General features: G+C 58.1%; 24 protein-coding genes and 1 other RNA gene. 14 read left to right on the forward strand and 11 right to left on the reverse strand.

Going from position 1 to position 23,404, the window contains the following annotated elements; all coding sequences use genetic code 11:
* Nucleotides 1-16 precede the first annotated feature (16 nt).
* Complete coding sequence (pepP, locus tag CLV44_RS07255) at nt 17-1,333, reverse strand: Xaa-Pro aminopeptidase (protein WP_106591449.1); 1,317 nt, start codon at nt 1,331-1,333, stop codon at nt 17-19.
* Nucleotides 1,334-1,352: 19 nt separating this feature from the next.
* Nucleotides 1,353-1,961 (reverse strand): UPF0149 family protein, encoded by a 609-nt coding sequence (locus CLV44_RS07260; protein ID WP_106591450.1) that lies wholly within the window; start codon nt 1,959-1,961, stop codon nt 1,353-1,355.
* Between the two features lie 164 nt (nt 1,962-2,125).
* Here CLV44_RS07260 and CLV44_RS07265 point away from each other — a divergent pair, with 164 nt between their 5' ends.
* The 5 genes from CLV44_RS07265 (at nt 2,126) to CLV44_RS07290 (ending at nt 4,544) form a co-directional block, all read left to right on the forward strand.
* On the forward strand, nt 2,126-2,335 hold the full coding sequence (locus CLV44_RS07265) for a TIGR02449 family protein (protein ID WP_106591501.1): 210 nt from the start codon (nt 2,126-2,128) through the stop codon (nt 2,333-2,335).
* A complete protein-coding gene (locus tag CLV44_RS07270) occupies nt 2,332-2,652 on the forward strand; it encodes a cell division protein ZapA (protein WP_106591451.1) in 321 nt (106 codons plus the stop codon). Before CLV44_RS07265 ends, CLV44_RS07270 begins: the two co-directional genes overlap by 4 nt.
* A 98-nt stretch (nt 2,653-2,750) precedes the next feature.
* Nucleotides 2,751-2,929, forward strand: a non-coding RNA gene (gene ssrS / locus CLV44_RS07275) — 6S RNA.
* A gap of 8 nt (nt 2,930-2,937) precedes the next feature.
* Nucleotides 2,938-3,534, forward strand: a complete 597-nt coding sequence (locus CLV44_RS07280; protein WP_106591452.1) for a 5-formyltetrahydrofolate cyclo-ligase — start codon at nt 2,938-2,940, stop codon at nt 3,532-3,534.
* 494 nt (nt 3,535-4,028) lie between these two features.
* Entirely contained in the window at nt 4,029-4,544 is a 516-nt protein-coding gene (locus CLV44_RS07290; protein WP_106591454.1) for a glycine cleavage system transcriptional repressor, read from the forward strand.
* A 46-nt stretch (nt 4,545-4,590) separates the two neighbouring features.
* Here the strand turns inward: CLV44_RS07290 and argH are convergent, their stop codons facing one another.
* Complete coding sequence (gene argH / locus CLV44_RS07295; RefSeq protein ID WP_106591455.1) at nt 4,591-5,988, reverse strand: argininosuccinate lyase; 1,398 nt, start codon at nt 5,986-5,988, stop codon at nt 4,591-4,593.
* A gap of 179 nt (nt 5,989-6,167) precedes the next feature.
* On the opposite strand from argH, the gene hemC reads away from it, so the two are divergent.
* Genes hemC through CLV44_RS07315 form a run of 4 tightly spaced genes read left to right on the forward strand, consistent with a single transcriptional unit; the run spans nt 6,168 to nt 10,347 of the window.
* Entirely contained in the window at nt 6,168-7,106 is a 939-nt protein-coding gene (hemC, locus tag CLV44_RS07300; protein WP_106591456.1) for a hydroxymethylbilane synthase, read from the forward strand.
* Nucleotides 7,099-7,872 (forward strand): uroporphyrinogen-III synthase, encoded by a 774-nt coding sequence (locus CLV44_RS07305; RefSeq protein ID WP_245912630.1) that lies wholly within the window; start codon nt 7,099-7,101, stop codon nt 7,870-7,872. The genes hemC and CLV44_RS07305 overlap by 8 nt, the downstream gene beginning before the upstream one ends.
* A gap of 15 nt (nt 7,873-7,887) precedes the next feature.
* Nucleotides 7,888-9,108, forward strand: a complete 1,221-nt coding sequence (locus CLV44_RS07310; RefSeq protein ID WP_106591457.1) for a uroporphyrinogen-III C-methyltransferase — start codon at nt 7,888-7,890, stop codon at nt 9,106-9,108.
* Between the two features lie 3 nt (nt 9,109-9,111).
* Entirely contained in the window at nt 9,112-10,347 is a 1,236-nt protein-coding gene (locus CLV44_RS07315; RefSeq protein WP_106591458.1) for a heme biosynthesis HemY N-terminal domain-containing protein, read from the forward strand.
* A gap of 95 nt (nt 10,348-10,442) precedes the next feature.
* Here the strand turns inward: CLV44_RS07315 and CLV44_RS07320 are convergent, their stop codons facing one another.
* From CLV44_RS07320 to trxA, 4 genes are all read right to left on the reverse strand, one after another.
* The gene (locus tag CLV44_RS07320; RefSeq protein WP_106591459.1) at nt 10,443-11,207 is read right to left on the reverse strand and encodes an NAD(P)H-flavin reductase; all 765 of its coding nucleotides are present in this window, start codon (nt 11,205-11,207) and stop codon (nt 10,443-10,445) included.
* 45 nt (nt 11,208-11,252) lie between these two features.
* Nucleotides 11,253-12,728, reverse strand: coding sequence for a 4-hydroxy-3-polyprenylbenzoate decarboxylase (gene ubiD, locus CLV44_RS07325; RefSeq protein WP_106591460.1), 1,476 nt, complete (start codon nt 12,726-12,728; stop codon nt 11,253-11,255).
* Nucleotides 12,729-12,868: 140 nt separating this feature from the next.
* Nucleotides 12,869-14,128, reverse strand: a complete 1,260-nt coding sequence (gene rho, locus CLV44_RS07330) for a transcription termination factor Rho (RefSeq protein WP_106591461.1) — start codon at nt 14,126-14,128, stop codon at nt 12,869-12,871.
* A 204-nt stretch (nt 14,129-14,332) separates the two neighbouring features.
* A complete protein-coding gene (trxA, locus tag CLV44_RS07335; RefSeq protein WP_106591462.1) occupies nt 14,333-14,659 on the reverse strand; it encodes a thioredoxin TrxA in 327 nt (108 codons plus the stop codon).
* Nucleotides 14,660-14,849: 190 nt separating this feature from the next.
* Between trxA and ppx the strand changes: the two genes are divergently transcribed.
* Nucleotides 14,850-16,370: an exopolyphosphatase gene (gene ppx / locus CLV44_RS07340; protein WP_106591463.1), complete on the forward strand. Its 1,521-nt coding sequence runs from the start codon at nt 14,850-14,852 to the stop codon at nt 16,368-16,370.
* On the forward strand, nt 16,370-17,329 hold the full coding sequence (locus CLV44_RS07345) for a hypothetical protein (protein ID WP_106591464.1): 960 nt from the start codon (nt 16,370-16,372) through the stop codon (nt 17,327-17,329). The genes ppx and CLV44_RS07345 overlap by 1 nt, the downstream gene beginning before the upstream one ends.
* A 55-nt stretch (nt 17,330-17,384) precedes the next feature.
* On the opposite strand, the gene CLV44_RS07350 is transcribed toward CLV44_RS07345, so the two are convergent.
* Together CLV44_RS07350 and hslO are read right to left on the reverse strand one after the other, a co-directional pair.
* The gene (locus tag CLV44_RS07350) at nt 17,385-18,932 is read right to left on the reverse strand and encodes a phosphoenolpyruvate carboxykinase (protein WP_106591465.1); all 1,548 of its coding nucleotides are present in this window, start codon (nt 18,930-18,932) and stop codon (nt 17,385-17,387) included.
* Between the two features lie 197 nt (nt 18,933-19,129).
* Complete coding sequence (hslO, locus tag CLV44_RS07355) at nt 19,130-20,005, reverse strand: Hsp33 family molecular chaperone HslO (protein WP_106591466.1); 876 nt, start codon at nt 20,003-20,005, stop codon at nt 19,130-19,132.
* Between the two features lie 95 nt (nt 20,006-20,100).
* Here hslO and CLV44_RS07360 point away from each other — a divergent pair, with 95 nt between their 5' ends.
* Nucleotides 20,101-20,892 (forward strand): phosphatase PAP2 family protein, encoded by a 792-nt coding sequence (locus tag CLV44_RS07360; protein WP_106591467.1) that lies wholly within the window; start codon nt 20,101-20,103, stop codon nt 20,890-20,892.
* Here CLV44_RS07360 and hslR read toward each other — a convergent pair whose 3' ends face one another.
* Together hslR and yrfG are read right to left on the reverse strand one after the other, a co-directional pair.
* Nucleotides 20,893-21,306, reverse strand: coding sequence for a ribosome-associated heat shock protein Hsp15 (gene hslR / locus CLV44_RS07365; protein ID WP_106591468.1), 414 nt, complete (start codon nt 21,304-21,306; stop codon nt 20,893-20,895).
* Nucleotides 21,303-21,959 carry a GMP/IMP nucleotidase gene (gene yrfG, locus CLV44_RS07370; RefSeq protein ID WP_106591469.1) on the reverse strand — a complete coding sequence of 219 codons (657 nt, stop codon included), beginning with the start codon at nt 21,957-21,959 and terminating at the stop codon, nt 21,303-21,305. The genes hslR and yrfG overlap by 4 nt, the downstream gene beginning before the upstream one ends.
* Before the next feature lie 47 nt (nt 21,960-22,006).
* On the opposite strand from yrfG, the gene nudE reads away from it, so the two are divergent.
* Together nudE and CLV44_RS07380 are read left to right on the forward strand one after the other, a co-directional pair.
* The gene (gene nudE / locus CLV44_RS07375; RefSeq protein WP_106591503.1) at nt 22,007-22,552 is read left to right on the forward strand and encodes an ADP compounds hydrolase NudE; all 546 of its coding nucleotides are present in this window, start codon (nt 22,007-22,009) and stop codon (nt 22,550-22,552) included.
* A gap of 216 nt (nt 22,553-22,768) precedes the next feature.
* Nucleotides 22,769-23,353, forward strand: a complete 585-nt coding sequence (locus CLV44_RS07380) for a superoxide dismutase (RefSeq protein ID WP_106591470.1) — start codon at nt 22,769-22,771, stop codon at nt 23,351-23,353.
* Nucleotides 23,354-23,404 lie beyond the last annotated feature (51 nt).

The following is a 23,404-nucleotide window of genomic DNA, read 5'->3' on the forward strand; positions in this document are numbered from 1 at the left end:
CCGTTTCTCCGGCGGTTCAGGCCCGCGCCATCAGTGCCTCAATCGCAGCCACGGTTTTAGGCACGCCACCGGTGAGCACCTCGTGACCATCCGCAGTTACCAGCACATCGTCTTCGATACGGATACCGATCCCGCGCCATTCAGGCGCTACACTGTCATCGTCCGGTGCTACATAGAGCCCCGGCTCAATGGTCATGACCATGCCCGGCTCCAACGGTCGCCAGTCACCGTCCACCTTGTATTGGCCCACATCATGTACATCCATGCCCAGCCAATGACCAATGCGGTGCATGTAGAAACGACGGTAGGCCTCGGTTTCGATCAGCTCGTCCCGTTCGCCCTGCAACAGGCCCAGACGGATCAGGCCCTCGGTGAGGCACTCAACGGACAGGTCATGAATACGGTTCCAAAGAACACCGGGGCGCATCGCGTCAATACAGGCCAGCTGAGTGTCGAGCACCAGCTCGTACAGTGCCTTCTGCTGTGGCGAGAAACGACCGTTGACCGGGAAGGTACGGGTAATATCACTGGCATAGTTATCCAGTTCACACCCGGCATCGATCAGCACCAGATCGCCATCCTGCAACCTGTCCATATTGTCGATATAGTGCAGGATGCAGCCGTTGGCGCCGCCACCGACAATCGGCGAATAGGCTTGAAAGCGCGCGCCCTGCTGCATGCAGTAACCGGTAATTTCGGCTTCCAGCTGATATTCGTGCATCCCCGGACGACAGGCCAGCATCGCCCGGCAGTGGGCTTCGGCGGAGATCTCCGCGGCACGGCGCATGACCGCCTGCTCTTCATCGCTCTTGAACAGCCGCAGCTCATGCAGCAGGTTGTCCAGCAGTACCAGTTCTTCCGGTGCTTCGGCCCCCTGACGCGCCTGCGCCCGCACCTGGTTCAGCCAGCCACGTACGCGAGTATCCAGAGCTTCATCGCTGCCCAGTGCGTAATATAGTCGCTGCACACCATTCAGCAGCAGCGGCATCTGCTGCTCCAGTGCGTCCAGCGCGAACGCCTGATCGGCACCGAAATCACGTTCGCAACCCTCGGGGCCTGCGCGGTAGCCGGTCCAGACCTCCAGCTGCGGATCCCGTGGCGGACAAAACAGCACGTATTCGCCTTCGGCACGCCCGGGCATCAGCAACAGCAACGCATCGGGCTCATTGAAACCGGTCAGGTAATAGAAGTCACTGTCCTGACGAAACGCATATTCGGCATCCCGGTTGCGGGTCTGCAAATGACTGGCCGAGACCAGCGCAATGCTGCCCGCCGGCAGCTGCTGTAGCAGGCGGGCACGGCGGCGGGCAAATTCGTCTTGAGAAATCTTCATCACGGCATCCTGTCAAAGGTTAGTGCAGTACCGGTGTATCGCTGGCGGGTGCGTCGGCCGCCGGGGCATCGGGCTCATTACATTCACTGAAGACCAGCAGCGCAGCCATGCGCACATATTCCTGCACCTCCATCAGATCGCCTTCATCTTCCTCGGAGTCGGCATCGGCAGCAGTGCTGATCTGTACAATCTGTGCCAAGTCACGCAGGGTCTCCTGTCCTTCAACCGACAGCCCCTGGGCGCCCTTGCGTTCCTGCAGGCCAAACCCGCTAAGGAAACCACTACACCACACACCGAGGGCATCGGCACGAATCGGCAATGGCTGATCATCGTCCGGCAACAGCAGCTCCAGACTGAAATCCGGGGCTTCAAACTGCTGCAGGGTGGCAAGGTACAGCTGCATCACCCCTGTGCGTACGGCGGCACCGGAAAAGGGTTCAAGGTCCAGCAATTGCTGGATACGCTGCAGCAAAGTCGTCGGATCAAAGCGGGCACCCGCCGCCAATTGCCCGGCCAGAAGTCCGTGCAGTTCTGCCGGCGATACGGTCAGCGCACCCTCCTCAACCAGCCAGTCGGCCAAGGTATCGAAGTCCGGCAGTTCTACCGAAGCGGCCTGTTCATGGGTCATAGTCATCTATCCGGGGTTTAGTCTGTTGAGGCGAGGGTAACCGGACAGAACCGGCACCGCATTGATCTCTATGCTAGCATTTCACTATAAACAGAGCCATGGAGCGTCGATTGACCCTGTCGCGGCAGCTGTTTATAGTCAGCAGGTATTGTATGGGGCCCAGCATGAGCGAACACTATTTCAACGCACTTGAACTGAAGATTGACCAACTGCTGGCACACGTCGAACAGTTGGAGCAGGAAAACCGGCAACTGCGACAGCAGGATATACGGCTGCGTGAAGAACGCGCTCAGCTGGTGCAGCTGAACGACCAGACCCGCGGCAAGGTTGAAGGCATGATACAGCGACTCAAGGCACTGGAGCAGAATTCATGAGCGCGGATGCACGTACAGTGACGGTCAAATTGCTGGACAAGGAATACACCATCAGCTGTCCGGATGGTGCCGAAGCCGAGCTGCTGGCTTCCGCCGATTACCTGAACCAGAAAATGCAGGATATTCGTGGCTCCGGCAAGATCATCGGGCTGGAAAGGATCGCCGTAATGGCCGCCCTGAACATGTCTCACGAACTGATCAAAAGCCATGAACAGCAACGCCAGAATATCGAGACCAACCTGCGCCGCCTGGGCCAAAAGATCGATCACAGCCTGACTCGCCACGCCAACCGTGATGAAAACTCTTCATCTTCCTGAAAAGCCATTATTCAACAACAGGATAGATCTTATCCTTAGCAAAAACTGACAGAATTTCAAGGGCTGACATCGGCCGCCAAGTGCGTATAATGACTATCAGGTTCCTGGAGTGTGCGACAGTCGGTCAAGTCCCTCGAGCCGATAAGCAGTTACCAGGCAGCGTTAACTGGTGTTGTGAGCATGTCCGCTTGACGGAAAGCCTAATTCACTTGTAAACGCTTCCACTCTGAACCTTAGGGTTCAGGGCCACGACCGACACCGGCACTCTGGGAAGCCTTTTTTACCATGATGCAGGACCGCAAGACACTCCGCCGCCAGATACGTCTTCGACGCCGATCCCTCACTGCCCGCCAGCAACGCCACGCCGCACAGTCACTGTGCCGAAATTTGCGCTCACACCTCTGGTTCCGGCAAGCACAACATATCGCCCTGTATCTGCCCAACGATGGTGAAATCGACACCTCGCCACTGATAAAGCTCTGCCGCTCACTGGGAAAACAGCTGTACTTACCGGTATTGCATCCGATCCGACACAATCGCCTCTGGTTCACACCCTATGATACCGACACCCCAATGCGCCGCAATTGCTACCGCATTCTGGAACCAGTGCTGCAGGGGCAACCACGCCGTCCGGCGCACGCACTGGATCTGGTATTGATGCCACTGGTGGCCTTTTCCGCCGATGGCGGACGGATGGGAATGGGCGGGGGATACTATGACCGCAGCTTTGCGTTCAAACTGCGGGCGAAAGCACTAAAAGGGCCAAGACTGATCGGCCTGGCGCATGATTTTCAGCGTCAACCACAACTACCTCTGGAACCCTGGGACGTTCCACTGGATGGTGTTGCCACTGATAGCCGGATTTACCGCATCAGCTGTTGAAGACGTCCTGTACCATCGCCGCCAGCTGCAGATCACTCTGCGATATGCCCGTCATGAGCGTACCAACGACAAAGACAACAACGAGTATCAATACGAGATCCGGACTTTTGTTCATAGGGTCAGATTAATCTTGGTGTTGTGAATGTAATGATGCGAAATTCGGGGAAAATCCCCCGAATGGATGACGTCTAGTCTTCCATAGGCAGGTTTTTTTTCAACCCTAAATGCCATTTTTTCATCTTTTATCTGCATTTTTTTGGATCTTTCGCGAACGTCGTCGAAAAAAACCTGCATACAAACTTAACATGTTTGCATATCACTACACTTTATCAATAATTACATGCAGCACTCACATCTCACCTGCCTTCCGTCGTCAATACATCAAGCAAAAACCCGGCAACAATCGGTGATAATCAACGATATCTGGTATACATTCGAAAACACGCAGCACCGGTTGCTGCTTCTCCGACATCCAATAAAAAAGGTCGATCATTATGCTGACATCACTGGTTCTTACCGTCATCGGACCGGACAAGCCGGGCCTGGTCGGGCTACTGTCCCACACCATTGCCAACCATGAAGGCAACTGGCTGGAATCCGGCATGTCTCGCCTGGGCGGCAAGTTTGCCGGCATCCTGATTACCCAAGTGCCTGAAAGCCAGATCGACGCTCTGATCGGTGCATTGGCGACGCTGGAGGCTCAGGGCCTCAAGGTCACGGCTGAGCGCAGTGAAGAAACACCGGCAGTCGCCAAAATGCAGCCGATCACACTGGAGCTGGTCGGCCACGACAAGCCTGGCATCGTCCGCGAAATATCCCAGGCACTGGCCACCCGCCACATCAACGTGGAACGGCTGAGCACGGAACTGATTTCAGGCTCAATGTCGGCAGAAGAGCTGTTCAAGGCGGAAGCCGAGTTGTTGGCACCGGCCGAGCTGGACCCGGACGAGCTGCAACAGGCACTGGAAGCAATTGCCGGTGATTTGATGGTCGACATCACCCTACGCTGACAGGGCCGAGAATACGGGAGCCGCCGGGTGGCGGCTCCGCGAGGTCTTATTCGGCGCGAGCCGACAACAGGTCGCGACCACGGATCACGGCGCCACGCACCTGATCCGGCGCAGTACCGCCAATATGGTTACGGGCGGCAACAGACCCTTCCAACGTCAGCACATCGAATACATCGGCAGCGATGGTATCCGAGAACTGCTGCAGCTCTTCCAGCGTCATTTCACCCAGATCCTTGCCGGTCTTGATGCCGTAGGCCACCGACAGACCAACGATTTCGTGGGCATCACGGAACGCCACCCCTTTGCGCACCAAATAGTCCGCCAGATCCGTCGCTGTGGAAAAACCACGCAGTGCAGCTTCACGCATTTCCGGCTTGCGTGATTCGATCGCCGGAATCATGTCACCGAAGGCGCGCAGGCAGCCTTTCACCGTGTCTACGGTATCGAACAGCGGCTCCTTGTCTTCCTGATTGTCCTTGTTGTAGGCCAGCGGCTGGGACTTCATCAACGTCAGCAGCGCCATCAAATGACCGTAAACACGACCGCTCTTACCGCGCACCAGCTCAGGCACGTCAGGGTTCTTCTTCTGCGGCATGATCGAGGAACCGGTGCAGAAGCGGTCCGGCAGGTTGATGAAGTTGAACTGAGCCGAGGTCCAGAGCACCAGCTCTTCGGACATGCGCGTCATATGCATCAGCAGCAGACTGCTGGCCGCACAGAATTCGATTGCGAAGTCACGGTCGGAAACCGCATCCAGCGAGTTGCCGGCCGGGGCATCAAACTGCAGCAGTTCAGCGGTATAAGCGCGATCGATCGGGTAGGTAGTACCCGCCAATGCGGCGGCACCCAGCGGCAGGATATTGACCCGCTTGCGGCAATCGGCGAAACGTTCGTAATCACGGCTCAGCATCTCGAACCAGGCCAACAGGTGGTGACCGAAGGTCACTGGCTGGGCCGTTTGCAGATGAGTGAAGCCGGGCATGATGGTGTCCGCTTCCTGTTCGGCCAGATCCAGCAAGCCCTGCTGCAGACGACTAATTTCAGCAAGGATCAGGTCAATTTCATCACGCAGGTACAAACGGATATCGGTCGCGACCTGATCATTGCGCGAACGTCCGGTGTGCAGTTTTTTGCCGGTGATGCCGATTTTCTTGGTCAAGGCAGCTTCGATGTTCATGTGCACATCTTCCAGCGCTACCGACCACTCGAACTCACCGCGCTCGATCTCGACACGCACTTCACCCAAACCGCGGATGATGGCGTCACGCTCGTCTTCGGTCAGCACCCCGACCTTGGCCAACATGCGCGCATGGGCCACGGAGCCCTGGATATCCTGCTTGTACAGGCGACGGTCAAAATCGACGGACGCGGTAAAACGGGCAACAAAGGCGTCGGTCGGCTCGCTGAAGCGGCCACCCCACTGCTGATTGGTCTTCTGGCTCATGCCGGGCATCTCCTGATGATTCGGCCACCGCAGCGGCCCTGTCTATTTGGCGTCGATTATAGCAACCCTGGCCCGCATCAGTCTTGCGTCGGCCGCACTTGGCCGTTATCAGTGACGATCTGATACAATCCTGTTTATTTTTCATGCGTTCAGGGTTGACGCTTGCATAGGAGAGTCCCATGTCCCGCACCATCCGCATTGCCACCCGCCGCAGTCTGCTCGCGCTCTGGCAGGCCGAATACGTCAAGGCGGAGCTGGAACGGCACCACCCGGACGTCAACATCGAGCTGCTCAAGATCGAATCCCGTGGCGACAAGATTCTGGATACCCCGCTGGCCAAGATCGGCGGCAAGGGCCTGTTCGTCAAGGAACTGGAAAATGCCCTGCTCGACGGCAGTGCCGACATCGCCGTGCACTCAATGAAAGACGTGCCGATGGAATTTCCTGAAGGGCTTGGCTTGCCGGTGATCTGCGAACGCGAGCGTCCTACCGATGCTTTTGTCAGCAATGCCTATGCCTGCTTCGATGATCTGCCTCAGGGTGCAGTGGTGGGTACCTCCTCGCTGCGCCGTGAAGTGCAGATCCGCGAACGCCGACCCGACCTGCAGGTTCGCTTCCTGCGCGGCAATGTGCAGACCCGTCTGCGCAAGCTGGACGAAGGCCAATATGACGCCATCATTCTGGCAACCGCTGGCCTGCTGCGCCTGAAACTGGGTGAGCGCATCCGCCAGGAGATCAGCGCAGAAGAGAGCCTGCCGGCCGGTGGTCAGGGTGCCGTAGGCATCGAATGCCGCAATGATGATGCCGAGCTGATCGCCCTGCTCGCACCGCTGCACCATGCCGATACCGCCAGCCGTGTACTGGCCGAGCGGGCGCTGAACCGCCGTCTGGAAGGCGGCTGCCAGGTGCCGATCGGCTGCTACGCCGTGCTTGATGACGCCGGTGAAGAGCTGTATCTGCGTGGACTGGTCGGTCGCCCGGATGGCACCCGTGTCCTGCGTGACGAGATCCGCGGCCCCCGCGCCGAGGCCGAAGCAATGGGCATCACCCTCGCCGACCGCCTGCTGGCAGCGGGTGCCGATGCCATTCTGCGCGAAGTGTATAGCGAACGTGGCTAAACCGCTGAGCGGGCAACGGGTGCTGGTCACCCGCCCGGCCCACCAGTCCCGTAACCAGCTCGAACTCCTGCACCAACAGGGCGCAGAACCGGTTGCTCTGCCACTGTTGGAGATCGTCCCCACAACCGAGCAGGACGGGGCCGATTTCCAGCAGTGCAAGGCCTGTATTCTCGATCTGGACCGCTATTGCGACGTTATTTTCGTCAGCCCCAATGCCGCCAGCATCGGTGCCGACTGGATCGATGAATACTGGCCCCAGTTGCCGCTGGGCGTACGCTGGGTCGGCATCGGCCAGCAGACCTGCGACCGGCTGGAACAGCTAGGCGTCAACGCTTGGCACGCCGACGGCGGTTTTGATTCCGAAACCCTGCTGGCACACCCGTCCATGCAGGATATGACCGATGCGCGCATACTCATTCTGCGCGCTGAAGGCGGCCGCGACCTGCTCGCAGAGACCTTGCGCAGCCGCGGCGCCCGTATCGATTATGCCCACATCTATCGCCGCGTCTGCCCCGCTTATCCGCCCGGTCTTATCCAAAGTACTATTTATACGCAACCGTTATCGGCTATCCTGATCACCAGTGGTCAAGCCTTGCGCAATCTGCTGCACTTATGTGGACAACACCGCGCCACCTTGACCAATATTCTGATCATCGTTCCCAGTGCCCGCCTTGCCGAGCTGGCCCGTTCGCTGGGATTCAACCGAATCCGGGTAGCACAGGGACCAGACGACCGCTCCATGGTCGACGCATTGCTACCCGCCTGACCATCGGAACACGGCATGAAAAAGACCCACGATACGACATCTGCACCGCAGGACAGCAAGACCGCAGCTCAGGTAGATGAAGACAGTACCACCCACGAGCAGGACAGCGTCAACGACGTCCGCAGCGAAGACCCGCCGCCATATGCAACTCAGGCACAGGCTACCGTGCCACCGTCTACGGCGACCGACGAACCACGCTGTGGCGCGACTTGGCCGGGCAAACTCGCACTGGCGCTGTCAGTCATCGCCCTCGGCGGTGGCAGCTATCTGTTCTGGGAAGGCTGGCAGCTGAAACAGCAGAACAGCCAGCAGCAAAGCCAAATCAGCCAACAGGTTGAAACCGCACTGGCCAATGGCCGTGCGCAGGCAGCCGAAACCGTTGCCGGTGTCAGCCAACAGCTCGGCCAACTGCAGGCCCGTGCCGAGGCCGACAAGGCCAATATCGATGAGTTGCAGGATCGCCTGACCCGCAGCATCCAGCAGGTCACCGCCGATGCCGACGTCAGCCGTAAGGACTGGCTGCTGGCGGAAGTGGAATATCTGCTGCGTCTGGCCAACCAGCGCGTATTGATGGAACAGACCGCCGCCGGTGCCCTGAACCTGCTCAAGTCCGCCGATGAAAGCCTGCGCGAGACCGATGACGTCACTCTGTACGATGTGCGCAAGGCGCTGGCTGAAGATATCGCCGCCCTTGAAGCCGTGCCAACCCTGGACACCGAAGGCGTCTTCCTCAAACTCGCCGCCCTTAACCGTCAGGTCGATGGACTCCGCGTCACCCCGATCACCGACAAGCGCAAACTGCCCGCCCTGCTCGAAGAGATCACGCCCGACAGCGTACAGCAATCCTTTGGCGACGGCCTGAAGAGCAGCTGGAACACCGCGATGGACAAGTTCGAGACCCTGATCGTGATCCAGCATCATGACCAGCCGGTCAAACCGCTGATGTCACCAGAACAGACTTTCTTCCTGCAGCAAAACCTGCACCTGATGCTGGAACAGGCCCAGATGGCCCTGTTGCAGCGTAAACAGGATGTGTACACCACCAGCCTGGCCAAGGCACACGACTGGATCGGCACCCATTTTGACAGCAAGCAGGCCGACACCCAGGCACTGCTGCGAGGACTGGAAGAACTGCAGTCGGTTAATGTAGCCCCGGAACTGCCGGACATTTCCGGCTCGCTGGCCAGCCTGAAAGATTACCTGCGCCAGATGCAAACACTGCGGGAAGAGGGCTGATCCATGAAAAAACTCTTCGTTTTCCTGCTGATCTTTCTGGTCGCCGGGGCTTGGCTGGGCCAGATGATGGTACAGGACCCCGGCTATGTCTTGCTCGCCTATAAACAGACCACGATCGAAACCAGCCTCTGGGTGCTGCTGCTGTTGCTGATTATTGGCTTCGCACTGGGCCACTGGCTACTGAACCTGATCGCCGGCATACGCATGCCAGGCGACAAGGTACGGGGCTGGCAGAGCCGCCGCAACCAGCGCATCAGCCAGCGCAAAACCCTGAAAGGGATGGTCGCCCTGTCCGAAGGCAACTGGTGGAAAGCCCAACGCTTCCTGAGCCAGGCCGCCGAGCGTTCAGACCTGCCGGTGGTCAACTATCTGGCTGCCGCCCGTGCCGCCCATGAACAGGGTGACAGCAGCGGCACCGATGCTCTGCTCAACAAGGCTCGCACCTCAACACCTGAGGCTGAAGTCGCGATCGGTCTGACCCAGGCGCAATTCCAGCTGGACCGTGGCCAGCTCGAACCTTGCCTGGCCAACCTGCTGAATCTGCGCCGTCAGGCCCCCAAGAACACTCGCGTACTGCGCCTGTTGCAACAGACGTATCAGCGCTTGGAAGACTGGCTGGCACTGATTCAGCTGCTGCCCGAACTCAAGCGCCAGAAGGTATTAAGCGACGCCGACCTCAGCGCCCTCGAACAGCAGTGCCACCTGCAACGACTGAACCAGTGTGTCGCCACACTGCCCGCCGATACCGACATGCAGGAACGGCTACAGGTACTGAGCCGCAGTTGGCAGGCCGTGCCCCAGCACCTGCTGCACGACCCAGTCCTGGTCGGTCGCTATACCGAGCTGATGCGCACCATCGGTGCCGAAGCGGAAGCCGAGACCGTACTGCTGGACCTGATCAAACGCAAATGGGATGCACGCCTGGTCGAACTCTACGGCACACTGGCAGGCAAGGATCCGAGCAAACAGCTGGAGACCGCTCAAGGCTGGCTGAAGAAACATCCGGACTGTGCCGAGCTGGAGCTGACACTGGGACGCCTGAACATGCGCAACGAGCACTGGGATCAGGCGATCAGCCATTTCGAGCGCAGCTTCGAACTGGCCCCCCGTGTGGAAACCTTTGGTGAACTGCTGCGCCTGCTGCAACATTTGGGCAAGACCGAGCAGGCGGCACAACTGATGCAGACCAATCTCAGTCAGGTAACGCCTACATTGCCGGCGCTGCCGTTGCCGCATTGACCAACGCAGGTCATCGCACACACTAAAAAGGGCAGCTCATCGGCTGCCCTTTTTTCATTCCCGCATCAAGCAGGCATTACGTGGTCCTGCCACACTCAGGAGTTGGCGGTTTTCGCCGGACGTGGAGACCAGGCAAACACATCGGAATGGATCTGTGCGTCATCAACACCCTTGGCTTCCAGTCGGTCCACCAGCGCATGTACCATGCCCGGTGAGCCACAGGCATACACCGCCAGGTCAGCGTCGACAGCCGTCAGATCAGCGGCCAGCGCATCCGGCATCAACCCCGTGCGACCCTCCCAGCCGGGACTGTTTTCCGGTTCGCTGACCACCGGCACGAAGCGCACGTTGGCATGCTCATGAGCCCACTGCTGCGGCAGCTTTTCCAGATAGATGTCCGCTTCCACCCGTGCGCCCCAGTAGATGTCGATCGGATTACCCACCTGGTTCGCCAGCAGGTGCTCGACCATGCTCTTGATCTGGGCAAAGCCGGTACTGGCCGCGGCAAAGATGAAACGGGTATCCGGTGACAGCGTATGTGCATTGAGACAAGACGCACCCTTGGGCAGCTCGACATCGATCGCTGTCTGCGTACGCAGGTGCTCCAGGATCATGGCATTGAACTCGCTGCCCGGCACCTGACGGATATGCAGTTCCAGATCGCGTCCCTGATCCGGTGCCGAAGCGATGGAGAAAGACGCTTTTTTGCCTTCGGGCAGATGCAGATCCAGATACTGACCGGCATGAAAATGCATGTTGTCGCGATCGCTTGCCTCCAGGCGCAGACGCACCCGGAACACATCGTGGTTCAGTGCTTCAAAGCCGGTAATGTCGCAATGTTTTTTTTCTACAGCAAACACGTATTCACTCCTGACCGGACAGCCACGCTGCCCGGCATAATGCGGTTAACAAATATCCAGCTGATCCCAGATGGCATCGACATGCGCTTTCACCGCCGGGTCCATACTGATCGGCTCGCCCCACTCTCGAGTGGTCTCACCTTCCCACTTGTTGGTCGCGTCCAGCCCCATCTTGGAGCCCAGACCCGACACCGGCGACGCAAAATCTAGGTAATCGATCGGCGTATTGTCGATCATCACCGTATCACGCTGCGGGTCCATGCGGGTGGTAATGGCCCAGATAACATCCTGCCAATCGCGTGCATTTACATCGTCATCACAGACTATAACGAACTTGGTATACATGAACTGACGCAGGAATGACCAGACACCGAGCATGATCCGCTTGGCATGTCCGGGATACTGTTTCTTGATGGTTACCACCGCCATCCGGTAGGAACAGCCTTCCGGCGGCAGGTAAAAGTCGACGATTTCAGGGAACTGCTTCTGCAGGATCGGCACGAACACTTCGTTCAGCGCCACCCCCAGCACCGCCGGCTCATCAGGCGGACGCCCCGTGTAGGTACTGTGATAGATCGCATCCTTACGGCGCGTAATCCGCTCCACAGTGAAGACCGGGAAGGAATCTACCTCGTTGTAGTAACCGGTATGGTCACCGAACGGTCCTTCATCAGCCATTTCATCAGGGTCGATGTAGCCTTCAAGAATGATCTCGGCACTGGCCGGCACCTGCAGGTCGTTACCGATACACTGGATGACTTCAGTCTTGCCCCCGCGCAGCAGGCCTGCAAAGGCGTACTCGGACAGGGTATCGGGGACCGGTGTCACCGCACCCAGAATGGTTGCCGGATCGGCACCCAGTGCTACCGCGACCGGAAATCTCTCCCCCGGATGCGCCTGTTTCCATTCCCGGAAGTCCAGTGCGCCACCGCGATGAGCCAGCCAGCGCATGATCAGCTTATTGCGGCCAATCAACTGCTGGCGATAGATCCCAAGATTCTGACGCGGCTTTTCCGGGCCTCGGGTAATCACCAGCGGCCAGGTCACCAGCGGACCGGCGTCACCGGGCCAGCAGGTCTGAATCGGGAGGCGTGTCAGGTCGACATCATCACCTTCCAGCACCACTTCCTGACAGGGAGCCCGACGGACCTTCTTCGGCCCCATGTTGAGCACCTGTTTATACAGCGGCAGCTTGTCCCAGGCATCTTTCATGCCCCGCGGCGGCTCGGGCTCCTTCAACTGGGCCAGCAGCTTGCCGACATCACGCAGGGCTTCCACCGACTCTTCGCCCATACCCAGCGCGACGCGTTCGGGGGTGCCAAACAGATTGCCCAGCACCGGCATGTCAAACCCCTTGGGGTTTTCAAACAGCAGCGCCGGGCCACCAGCCTTGAGGGTGCGGTCACAGATTTCGGTCATCTCCAACACCGGGTCAACCGGCAGGGTGATGCGCTTCAGTTCACCGCGTGCTTCCAGCATGTTGATGAAGTCACGCAGGTCCTTGTATTTGGGTGTCGACATGGGCTTGCTCATTCCAGGCTGCGCCGCGTCTGCGCATCCATACGCTGCGGCTTAACGTACATCCTGTGCATAAAAAAGGGTAAGTGGTTAGCTTACCCTGTTGCGGCGATTTTGGTTCACACCGAAGTGTGTGATCGGCCTTATTTACGCTTCATCGACAGGAAGAACTCGTCGTTGGTCTTGAAGTCTTTCAGCTTGTCGATCACGAACTCGGTAGCTGCGGAATCATCCATCGGGTCCAGCAGCTTGCGCAGAATCCACATGCGCTGCAGCTCTTCCTCGGTGGTCAACAGATCCTCGCGGCGGGTGCCCGAACGACGGATATTGATCGCCGGGAAGACACGTCGCTCAGCAATCTTGCGGTCCAGATGGACTTCAGAGTTACCCGTGCCCTTGAACTCTTCGAAGATGACTTCGTCCATCTTGGAGCCGGTATCGACCAACGCTGTCGCGATGATGGTCAGACTGCCGCCTTCCTCGATGTTACGCGCCGCACCGAAGAAACGCTTGGGGCGTTCCAGAGCGTGAGCGTCCACACCACCGGTCAACACCTTGCCCGACGACGGGATCACGGTGTTGTAGGCACGAGCCAGACGGGTAATGGAGTCGAGCAGGATCACCACGTCCTTCTTGTGCTCGGTCAGGCGCTTGGCCTTCTCCAGCACCATTTCGGCAACCTGTACGTGACGTGACGGCGGCTCATCGAAGGTGGAGGCAACCACTTCACCACGCACGGTACGCTGCATGTCCGTCACTTCCTCGGGGCGCTCGTCGATCAACAGTACGATCAGGTAGCACTCGGGGTTGTTACGGGTAATGCTGTTGGCGATGTTCTGCAGCATCAGTGTCTTACCCGCCTTGGGCGGTGACACGATCAACGCACGCTGGCCCTTGCCCATCGGGCAAACCAGATCGATAACACGGGCAGTCAGGTCTTCCGTGCTGCCGTTACCGATTTCCATGCGCAGACGCTTCTGAGCGAACAGCGGTGTCAGGTTTTCAAACAGGATTTTGTTCTTGGCGTTTTCCGGACGGTCATAGTTGATCTCATTGACCTTCAGCAACGCAAAGTAACGTTCACCATCCTTCGGCGGACGAATCTTACCGGTAATGGTGTCACCGGTGCGCAGATTGAAACGGCGAATCTGGCTCGGCGATACATAGATGTCGTCGGGGCCGGCCAGATAGGAGGAATCCGCAGACCGCAGAAAGCCGAAGCCATCCTGCAGGATCTCCAGTACGCCATTGCCATAGATATCTTCACCGCCTTTGGCATGCCGCTTCAAAATCGCGAAGATAACATCCTGTTTGCGGGAGCGGGCCATGTTTTCGAGGCCCATTTCGGTAGCGATTTCCAGGAGTTCCGGAACGCTTTTCAGTTTCAGTTCGGTAAGATTCATAGTCTTCAGGAAGCAGCCGCTATCGGCTGGTTGCGGATGGGAACCGGAGGGTTAGTCAGAAGAAAAATAGTTAAGGTACTGCAATAGATGCCCATGTAATCGAACGCAGGGCCATACGTGGATCTACTATAAAAGGTAACCTGTGCAGTGTCCAGCAAGGAGGGGAAAAACGCAGCCGTAACGACTGCGTCTTATCCGGTGTCGTCAGAGGTTGGCGTCGATGAAAGCCGCCAGCTGAGACTTGGACAGGGCACCGACTTTGGTCGCTTCGACATTGCCGCCCTTGAATAACATCAGGGTCGGGATGCCACGGATGCCGAATTTGGGCGGAGTTTCGTTGTTTTCGTCGATGTTCAGTTTGCAGACCTTGAGCTTGCCCGCATACTCTTTGGCAATCTCTTCCAGAACCGGCGCGATCATTTTGCAAGGTCCGCACCATTCGGCCCAGTAGTCTACCAGTACAGCGCCATCAGCCTTGAGTACATCTTCTTCAAAGGAGGCGTCAGTTACATTGACGATATTTTCACTCATGGATAGATTCTCCAGTGCACCCGGTGCGTTAAAGACAATTTTCGATGATAACACCTGCCACAGGTTACTGCCAGATTCACGCCCTATCCGCCCCTGCACTGACCCCTGTCACCAAAAAAGGTAGCGCCCAAGCCGGCATAACCGGTATTTTTGAACGCTGCTCTATATTTGCTATCGAGGATACCGTTTGATGCATGCTCAGGACCCTTCGCCGACGCCTACCGCCGACGCATCTCTGTTGGCCGCCATCGACCTGGGGTCGAACAGCTTCCACATTATTGTGTCCCAGCTGTTTGCCGGCGAGCTGAAAACGCTGGACGTACTATCCGAGAAGGTACAGCTGGCGGCCGGCATGGATGCCGAAGACAACCTGACCGATGCTGCCATCGAACGCGGTCTGGAGTGTCTGAGCCGCTTTGCCCAGCGCGTCAGTGACCTGCCGCGCGCCTCAATTCGCGTGGTCGGTACCAACGCACTGCGCCAGGCACACAACAGCACGGCGTTCCTCAGCCAGGCACAGGCCTTGCTGGGCACACCCGTTGAAGTCATCGCCGGGCGCGAGGAAGCCCGCCTGATCTATCTCGGCGTGGCGCATACACTCGCCGATGATACCGGCCGCCGACTGGTGGTGGATATCGGTGGTGGCAGCACCGAGTGCATTATCGGTGAACGTTTCGAACCGCGCGTGTGCGAAAGTCTGCACATGGGCTGTGTCAGCTATAGCGATCTGTTTTTTGCCGATGGCGAGATTACCGCTGCCGCCATGCATGCTGCGCGTACTGCGGCCTTACAGGAGCTGCTCTCGATCCGGCGCAACTATCGCCGCCTGGGCTGGAACAGCAGTGTCGGTGCATCAGGTACGGTGAAGGCGGCCCGACAGGCCTGTATTGCTCTGGGCTTCAGTACAGAGCACATTACCCGCGAGGCCCTGCAGCAACTCAGCCACTATCTGATTGAACAGGGCCACTGTGAACAACTGCAGATCGACGGCATCAAGCCGGAACGTTGCGCGGTACTGCCTGCAGGCGTTGCCATTCTCAGCGCCATTTTCGAGTCCCTTGATGTCCGCCAGATGAGCTTTTCCGAAGGCGCACTGCGTGAAGGCGTGCTCTATGACATGGCCGGACGCCTGCGCCATGAAGATGTACGCGAGCGCACCATCAATGCCCTGACCCGGCGCTACCATGTCGACCGTAAACAGGCCTCACGGGTAGAAGCCACAGCACTGATTGCACTGGCTCAGCTCAAGGAAAGCTGGGGCCTGACGAGCAGCAGCTATCATGAAATGCTGAGCTGGGCGGCACGCAGCCATGAAATTGGCCTGGCCGTTGCACATAGCCAATTTCACAAGCACAGCGCCTATCTGCTGCACCACTCCGATCTGCCCGGCTTTACCCATCTGGAACAGCAGCTGCTGGCCTTTCTGGTCCGCGGCCATCGGCGCAAATTCCCCAAGGACGAATACCGCCAGCTGCCCGAAGCATTGCGCCAGTCCTATCGCTACCTTTGCCTGCTACTGCGCTTGTCGGTAGTGATGCATCGCAGTCGCAGCAAGGCCCGCCTGCCCGCCTTCACCCTGAGGGCCGATGCCCAGAAGGTCGAACTCCATTTTCCGCCCGGATGGCTGGACCACCATCCGCTGACCCGCGCCGATCTGGAGCAGGAAGCCGGCTATCTGCGCAATATCGATTTCAAACTCAAGGTCAGCTGATGCTGCATCGACTCGGCATTGCCTGCCGCGAGGTTCTCGGCGACAGCTACAAGGTCATCACCACCCTGTTCCGGATCATGATCCCGGCCATTCTGGTGGTGAAAGTACTGACCGAACTCGGTGCCGCAATGCTGCTGGGGCAGCTGTTCGCGCCGGTCATGGGCTGGATGGGGCTGCCGCCGGAAGCGGGGCTGATCTGGGCCTCCGCCATGCTAACCAATATCTATACTGGCCTGGTGATTTTTTTCTCGACTGCGGGCACCGAGGGCTGGAGCGTTGCTCAAGTCACGGTACTGGCCACCCTGCTGCTCAGTGCCCACAACCTGCCGGTAGAAGTTCGGGTGGCGCAGAAAGCCGGCTGCCGCATCCTGCCACAGCTGTTGCTGCGCATCGGCGGCGGCATACTGCTGGGTATTCTGCTGCACCACAGCTACCGCCTCAGCGACAGCCTGCAAAGCGTCAACACATTGCCTTGGACACCGGCTCCCGTCGATGATGGATGGCTGGCCTGGGGACTCAGTCAGCTGGAAACGCTGGGCTGGACCGCCGTAATGATTGTCGCCTTGATGACGGCACTGAAACTGCTGCGCTGGCTGGGCATCGAACGCCTGCTGGAATGGATGTTACGTCCGCTGCTGAAATTGATCGGAATTGCACCCGGCGCGCTGTCAATCACGCTGATCGGGATGACGCTGGGACTGGCCTATGGCGGTGGCCTGTTAATTCGGGAAGCCGAGCGCGGTGATATACATCCGGCCGATATTTTCTGCGCCATCAGCCTGCTGGGGCTGTGCCACAGTCTGATCGAGGATACGCTGCTGGTGATGCTGATCGGTGCCGATCTGTCTGGCATTTTCTGGGCTCGCATGGTCTTCGCACTGGCCATGATCGCGCTGATCAGCCGTCTGCTGCCCCGGTTGCGCCAGGACCGGCTGGTACGCTCGGTGAGCAAACCCTAGATACAAAAACGCCCTGCTGAGCAGGGCGTTTTTTTCACTCGGCTATCAGCTCGGTTTAGGCTTTCGGACCGGCTGCGATGATCTCTTCAGATACACCGGCAAACTTGGTGAAGTTGGTAACGAACTGCTTGGCCAGATCAGCCGCTGCCGCATCATAGGCTGCCGCATCCGCCCAAGTCTTGCGCGGGTTCAACAGCGTGCTGTCGACACCCTGCACCGCGGTCGGTACAGCCAGGTTAATGCCGTCCAGCTGTTCGGTTTCGCAATCCTGCAACGCGCCACTCTGGATCGCACTGATGATGGCACGGGTCGTCGGGATGCTGAAACGTTCGCCAGTACCGTAGGCACCACCGGTCCAGCCAGTGTTAACCAGATATACGCGTGAACCGTACTCTTCAATACGCTTCATCAACAACTCAGCGTAGACGTGCGCGGCACGCGGGAAGAAAGGTGCGCCGAAGCAGGTCGAGAAGGTGGACTTGATACCACCGCCAGAACCCATTTCAGTGGAGCCCACCAGTGCGGTATAACCGGACAGGAAGTGATACGCGGCCGCTTCCTTGGTCAATACGGAGACGGGCGGCAGAACACCGGTCAGGTCACAGGTCAGGAAGACGATGGAATCCGGCTCGTCACCCATATTGGTGGCCGAACGCTTTTCTACGTGATCCAGCGGGTAGGCACAACGACCGTTTTCGGTCAGGCTGGTATCGTTGTAATCGGCCTTGCGACCGCCATCCAGCGTCACGTTCTCGACGATGGCACCGAAACGGATCGCGTCCCAGATGATCGGCTCGTTCTTCTTGCTCAGGTTGATGGTCTTGGCGTAGCAGCCACCTTCCAGATTGAACACAACGCCCTTGCCCCAACCGTGCTCATCGTCACCGATCAGGTAACGCTCAGGGTCGGCGGACAGAGTGGTCTTACCGGTACCGGACAGACCGAAGAACAGGGTCGTTGAACCGTCTTCACCAATGTTGGCGGAGCAGTGCATCGGCAGCACGTCTTTTTCCGGCAGCAGGAAGTTCTGCACCGAGAACATCGCTTTCTTCATCTCACCGGCATAGCGCATACCGGCCAGCAGGACCTTGCGCTTGGCAAAGTTCAGGATGACGCAGCCATCGGAGTTGGTGCCATCACGCTCGGGATCACACTGGAAACCGGCCGCGTTGATGATCTGCCACTCTTCCTTGCCCTTCGGGTTGTACTCGTGCGGACGGATGAACAGGTTCAGACCAAAGAGGTTCTGCCACGCGGTTTCGGTGCTCATTTTCACCGGCAGATAATGGTTGTGATCCGCGCCTACGTGCACGTCGGAAACAAAGTGTTCCTTGTCGGCCAGGTACTCTTCAACACGCGCCCACAGTGCATCGAACTTGTCGGCATTGAACGGACGGTTGATATTGCCCCATTCAATGGCATCGGCAGTGCTGGGCTCTTCAACGATGAAGCGGTCCATCGGCGAGCGACCAGTGCGCTGTCCGGTGGTGACAACCAGTGCTCCGGTGTCAGCCAGGACACCTTCATTACGCTGAATCGCACGCTCAACCAGCTCAGCCGGGGTCAGATTCACGTGTACGCTATTGACGGTTTCTTTGGTCATTACTGGATTCCCTTGGCTGTTCGCCAAACAATTACCTGAAAGCATATAAGGCTTCTGCGTTCCGGTTAACGCAGTTAGGGGTCGCTATTTTTGGGGCCGTATTATTGCACAAAAAGCCCCATGATGGGACCGCATTGGCCCCTTCTCGCGTTAAACCGCAGCGCGGTCCGTCCCCTCCGGTATAACACACTGATTAATCAGTGCATTCTGCCATCTTTATCGAGATACCCCGGCGTCTGGAACAGCGCACGGATATCCGCTTCATCGAAACGGTAGCCCTGGTTGCAGAATTGACAGCCAACATCAATGACGCCGTCCTGCTGCGCCAGGATATCCAGCAACTCATCCTCATTCATGTACTTCAGCACTTCGGCACTGCGTTCACGCGAGCAATCGCATTTAAAACATACCGCCTGGGGATCATAGAGACGGCAGGTTTCTTCATGGAACAAACGATACAGCAACTGTTCGTTTTCCAGTTCAAGCAATTCACTGTCCTTCAGCGTTGATGCCAACATGCTGATACGCTGCCAGTCGTCATCGCCTTTGCCTTCTGCCGGCAGCACCTGCAACATCAGGCCAGCAGCACGCTGTCCATCGGCCACCAGTTGAATGGATGTTCCCAACTGCTCTGACTGTTCAAAGTAACTTTGCAGGCATTGTGCCAGGGTCGCACCTTCCAGCGGCACCACACCCTGATAGCGCTGACCGCTTTCCGGCTCGATGGTCAGGGCAATACGGCCATTGACCAGCAACTCGTTGAAGGCCAGATCATCGGCCACGTCACCTTCATAACGGGCCAGCGCACGCAGTTCGTGACGGTGGTTGCACTCGGCCATCAGCAGACGGACCTCCCCCTCACCCTGTGCCTGCAGCAACAGCCGTCCTTCGAATTTCAGCGTCGAGCCGAGCATGCTGACTGCAGCCAGCATCTCACCCAGCAGCCGCTGAAGCACAGGCGGGTAGTCATGCCGGGCCAACACCTCCTGATAGCTGTGTTCTAGGCCCGCGACGACGCCACGGACATCGATCTGGTCGAAAAGGATACGCTGGATCTGATCAGGGTTGCTCATTCAGGGGTTCCCGGAGTTTTCTGTATCTGGCGGCGAGACAGCCAGGCGGTGTTGCTAGAATAGATAAACTGTAATTCTAGCTGAATGAACCCAAGATGATCACCCCAGAACCCGTGTTTTCCACCCGTTGGCGCCCTGCCACCCTGATCGGCATGCACCTGGCTGCCGCCCTGCTGCTGTTCAGTTTCATCAACGACAGTGGCCATGCGCTCTGGCGGATGCTGGATGTGCAGGTTTTTCACTGGCTGAACGGTTCGCTGTTCGCCAACGAAAACTGGGCCCGCTTCTGGGCCTGGATGAATACCCGCGAACTCGATGCGGCCTCTGCCGTGTGTATGCTGGTATTTCTGGTATTCCCAGGACTGGGACTCAAGCGCACCCAGTTGCAAGCCGGCTTCACCGGCTTTCTGCTGCTGATGATTCTGATGCTGCCACTGCGCGAAGTGTTGTCGGATTATGCGGAAGCAACGGGACTGAGCGGCCCGAGCCCGTCACTGCAACTGGAGCCCGTATACCGGTTCAGCACCGAACTGCCGGAGATTCCGGCCAAGGACAGTGCCTCGACCAGCTTCCCCGGGGATCATGCCAGTGTATTGATGGTCTGGCTCGGGTTCTTGCTGTTCAATGCCCGCAGCCTCGGTACGCTGGCGGCAACCGCGCTGGCACTACTGCTGATGCTGCCGCGCCTGTTCGGTGGTGCACACTGGTTTACCGATGCAGCGGTTGGCGGCCTGAGCCTAGCACTGGTAACGCTGGCGTGGGCCTATGCATCCCCGCTGCCGCATTTAATCAACCGGGGCCTGCTGCGCCTGCTGACGCCGCTCTATCGCCTGGCCGGTCGCATCCCGCTACTGGGCCGACTCGCCTTCTTCAACCCGGCTGGCTGATCAGTCCCAGCTACCCTTGACCCGTAGCAGCTCGCGCCGGCTTTTCTTGTCGGGGCGATGCTCGGGGGCACTGCCCAACGTCTTGCGTGCCAGTGCCTGCGCTTCACGGGCGCGGATGCTGTCTTCGGTCTCCCGATACAGCTTCTGCGCCTCACTGGCGCCCCGGCGTTGATCGGAAAGCGCGAGAACTTCTACCGTTTTCTCATCATGTCCCTGACGCACACGGATCAGTGCCCCGATCTCGACCGCCTTGCTGCACTTGCTGCGCTGGCCATCATAATGAACCTTGCCACCCTCGATCATCTGCTTGGCCAACGCACGGGTCTTGTAAAAGCGTGCGGCCCACAACCATTTATCCAGCCGCACAACTGCATGCGGTGCCGGTTCATGTGCGTGTTTATGTCCGTGACTCATAGTGCGGCAATCACCTCGCTGAAGTCGTTGGTCGCCTCATATTCATCGATCTGCCGTTCGGGCTGAGTCGAATCGGGCTGGGTAATGCTCAACAGATGGCCGATACCGTAGCGTCGTGCCGACGCCAGCACCGCCAGACTGTCATCGACAAGCAGCGTACGCTGAGGGTTGAACGGCTCCACTTCCTGCAACGCGTGCCAGAACGCCTGATCCTCTTTAGGGTAGCCGAAGTCATGCGAACAGATGACGCCATCCACCAGCGTATCGATCGCGGTGACCTCGACTTTCAGCGCCAAGCTGTCGCGGTGGGCATTGGTCACGATCACCGTACGCCGCCCCGTGGCCTGAACCGCTTGCAAGAACGCCTGGGCACCGGGGCGAAAGCCGATGCGCTCCATGATGTCACGCTTGAGCAGGGCGATCGGCAGGTTAAGCTGCTCCGTCCAGTAGTCCAGACAGTACCAACTCAACGCCCCCTGTTCGCGGCGGATTCGCTCGTGCAACCATTCACGCGCCTGTTCCAGCGCCATGTCATGATGCTGGGCATATCGCTCCGGCAACAGCTCCAGCCAGAAGTGGGAATCGAAATGGAGATCGAGAAGGGTGCCGTCCATATCGAGCAGGACAGTATCTATGGCTTGCCAATCGAGCATAATCAGGGAAGACTCTTCATATATTGCAACTGAAATCGGAAATCAGTATGCCTGCCAAACCCGAAATTTTGAAGTTGAGCCCGATTGCCAACAGCCGCCTGTTCCATATTGAAGCCATGGAACTGCGCTTCAGCAATGGTGTCGAGCGTCGCTACGAGCGCCTGATGACCGGTGGCAACGGTGCCGTTATGGTCGTCGCCATCAATGAGTACAATCAGGTCGTATTGATCCGCGAGTATGCCGCCGGCCTCGACGACTATGTGCTGACCCTGCCCAAGGGATTGATTGATCCCGGCGAGGATGCCCTGACCGCCGCCAACCGCGAGCTGCAGGAAGAAGCCGGATTTGCCGCTGACCAACTGACATTTATCAAGCAGCTCACCGCAGCGCCCAACTACATGGGTCACCGGATTGATGTCATCCTCGCGCGCAGTCTGTCGGTCAGCAAGCTGGAAGGCGATGAGCCCGAGCCGCTGGAAGTGGTGCTTTGGCCGCTCGACAACCTGCCAGAGCTGTTCGCCCGTGACGAATTTTCAGAAGGCCGTTCAATCGCGGCCCTGTGCCTGGTGGAACAGCTGCTGCGTACGACGTGATCACGCCCCCTTGTAATTGGCTTGCCGTACCACCATGTATGAACATTGTGCGTACGGCCATGCCGACACGCACACCGAATACTGCTACAAACTGTGCCATGATAATGCGCATATTCAGTGTTATCATCGGACGCAGATCAAAGGTTGCGCCCTCGGCGCGCCTTAAAACAACAAACGTTTTATGCTGAACCTGTCTGACAAATCAAGGTGAATACTATGAGCTTCGAACTGCCTGCACTGCCGTACGCGAAAGATGCACTGGAACCGCACATCTCTGCCGAAACCCTGGAATTCCACCACGGCAAACACCACAATACCTACATTGTGAAGCTGAATGGCCTAGTACCGGGAACCGAGTTCGAAGGCAAGTCTCTGGAAGAGATCATCAAGACCGCTCCGGCAGGTGGCGTATTCAATAACGCGGCTCAGGTGTGGAACCACACTTTCTACTGGCACTGCCTGTCTCCGAACGGTGGCGGCGCTCCGACTGGCGAAATCGCTGACGCCATCGCTGTTAAATGGGGTTCTTTCGAGAAATTCCAGGAAGAATTCAACGACAAGGCGGTGAACAACTTCGGTTCCAGCTGGACCTGGCTGGTGAAGAATGCCGACGGTACCCTGGAGATCGTCAACACCAGCAACGCCGGCACGCCGATGACCGCAGGTCAGACCGCACTGCTGACCGTCGACCTGTGGGAACACGCCTACTACATCGACTACCGCAATGTACGTCCTGATTACCTGAAAGGTTTCTGGGCGCTGGTAAACTGGGACTTCGCTAACGAGAACTACGCTGCATAAGCCGTTCCGCAGTCCCGATAAAGGCGCCTGATGGCGCCTTTATTGTTTATA

Origin of the sequence: Marinobacterium halophilum, from assembly GCF_003014615.1 — a bacterium.
GTDB lineage: Bacteria > Pseudomonadota > Gammaproteobacteria > Pseudomonadales > Balneatricaceae > Marinobacterium > Marinobacterium halophilum.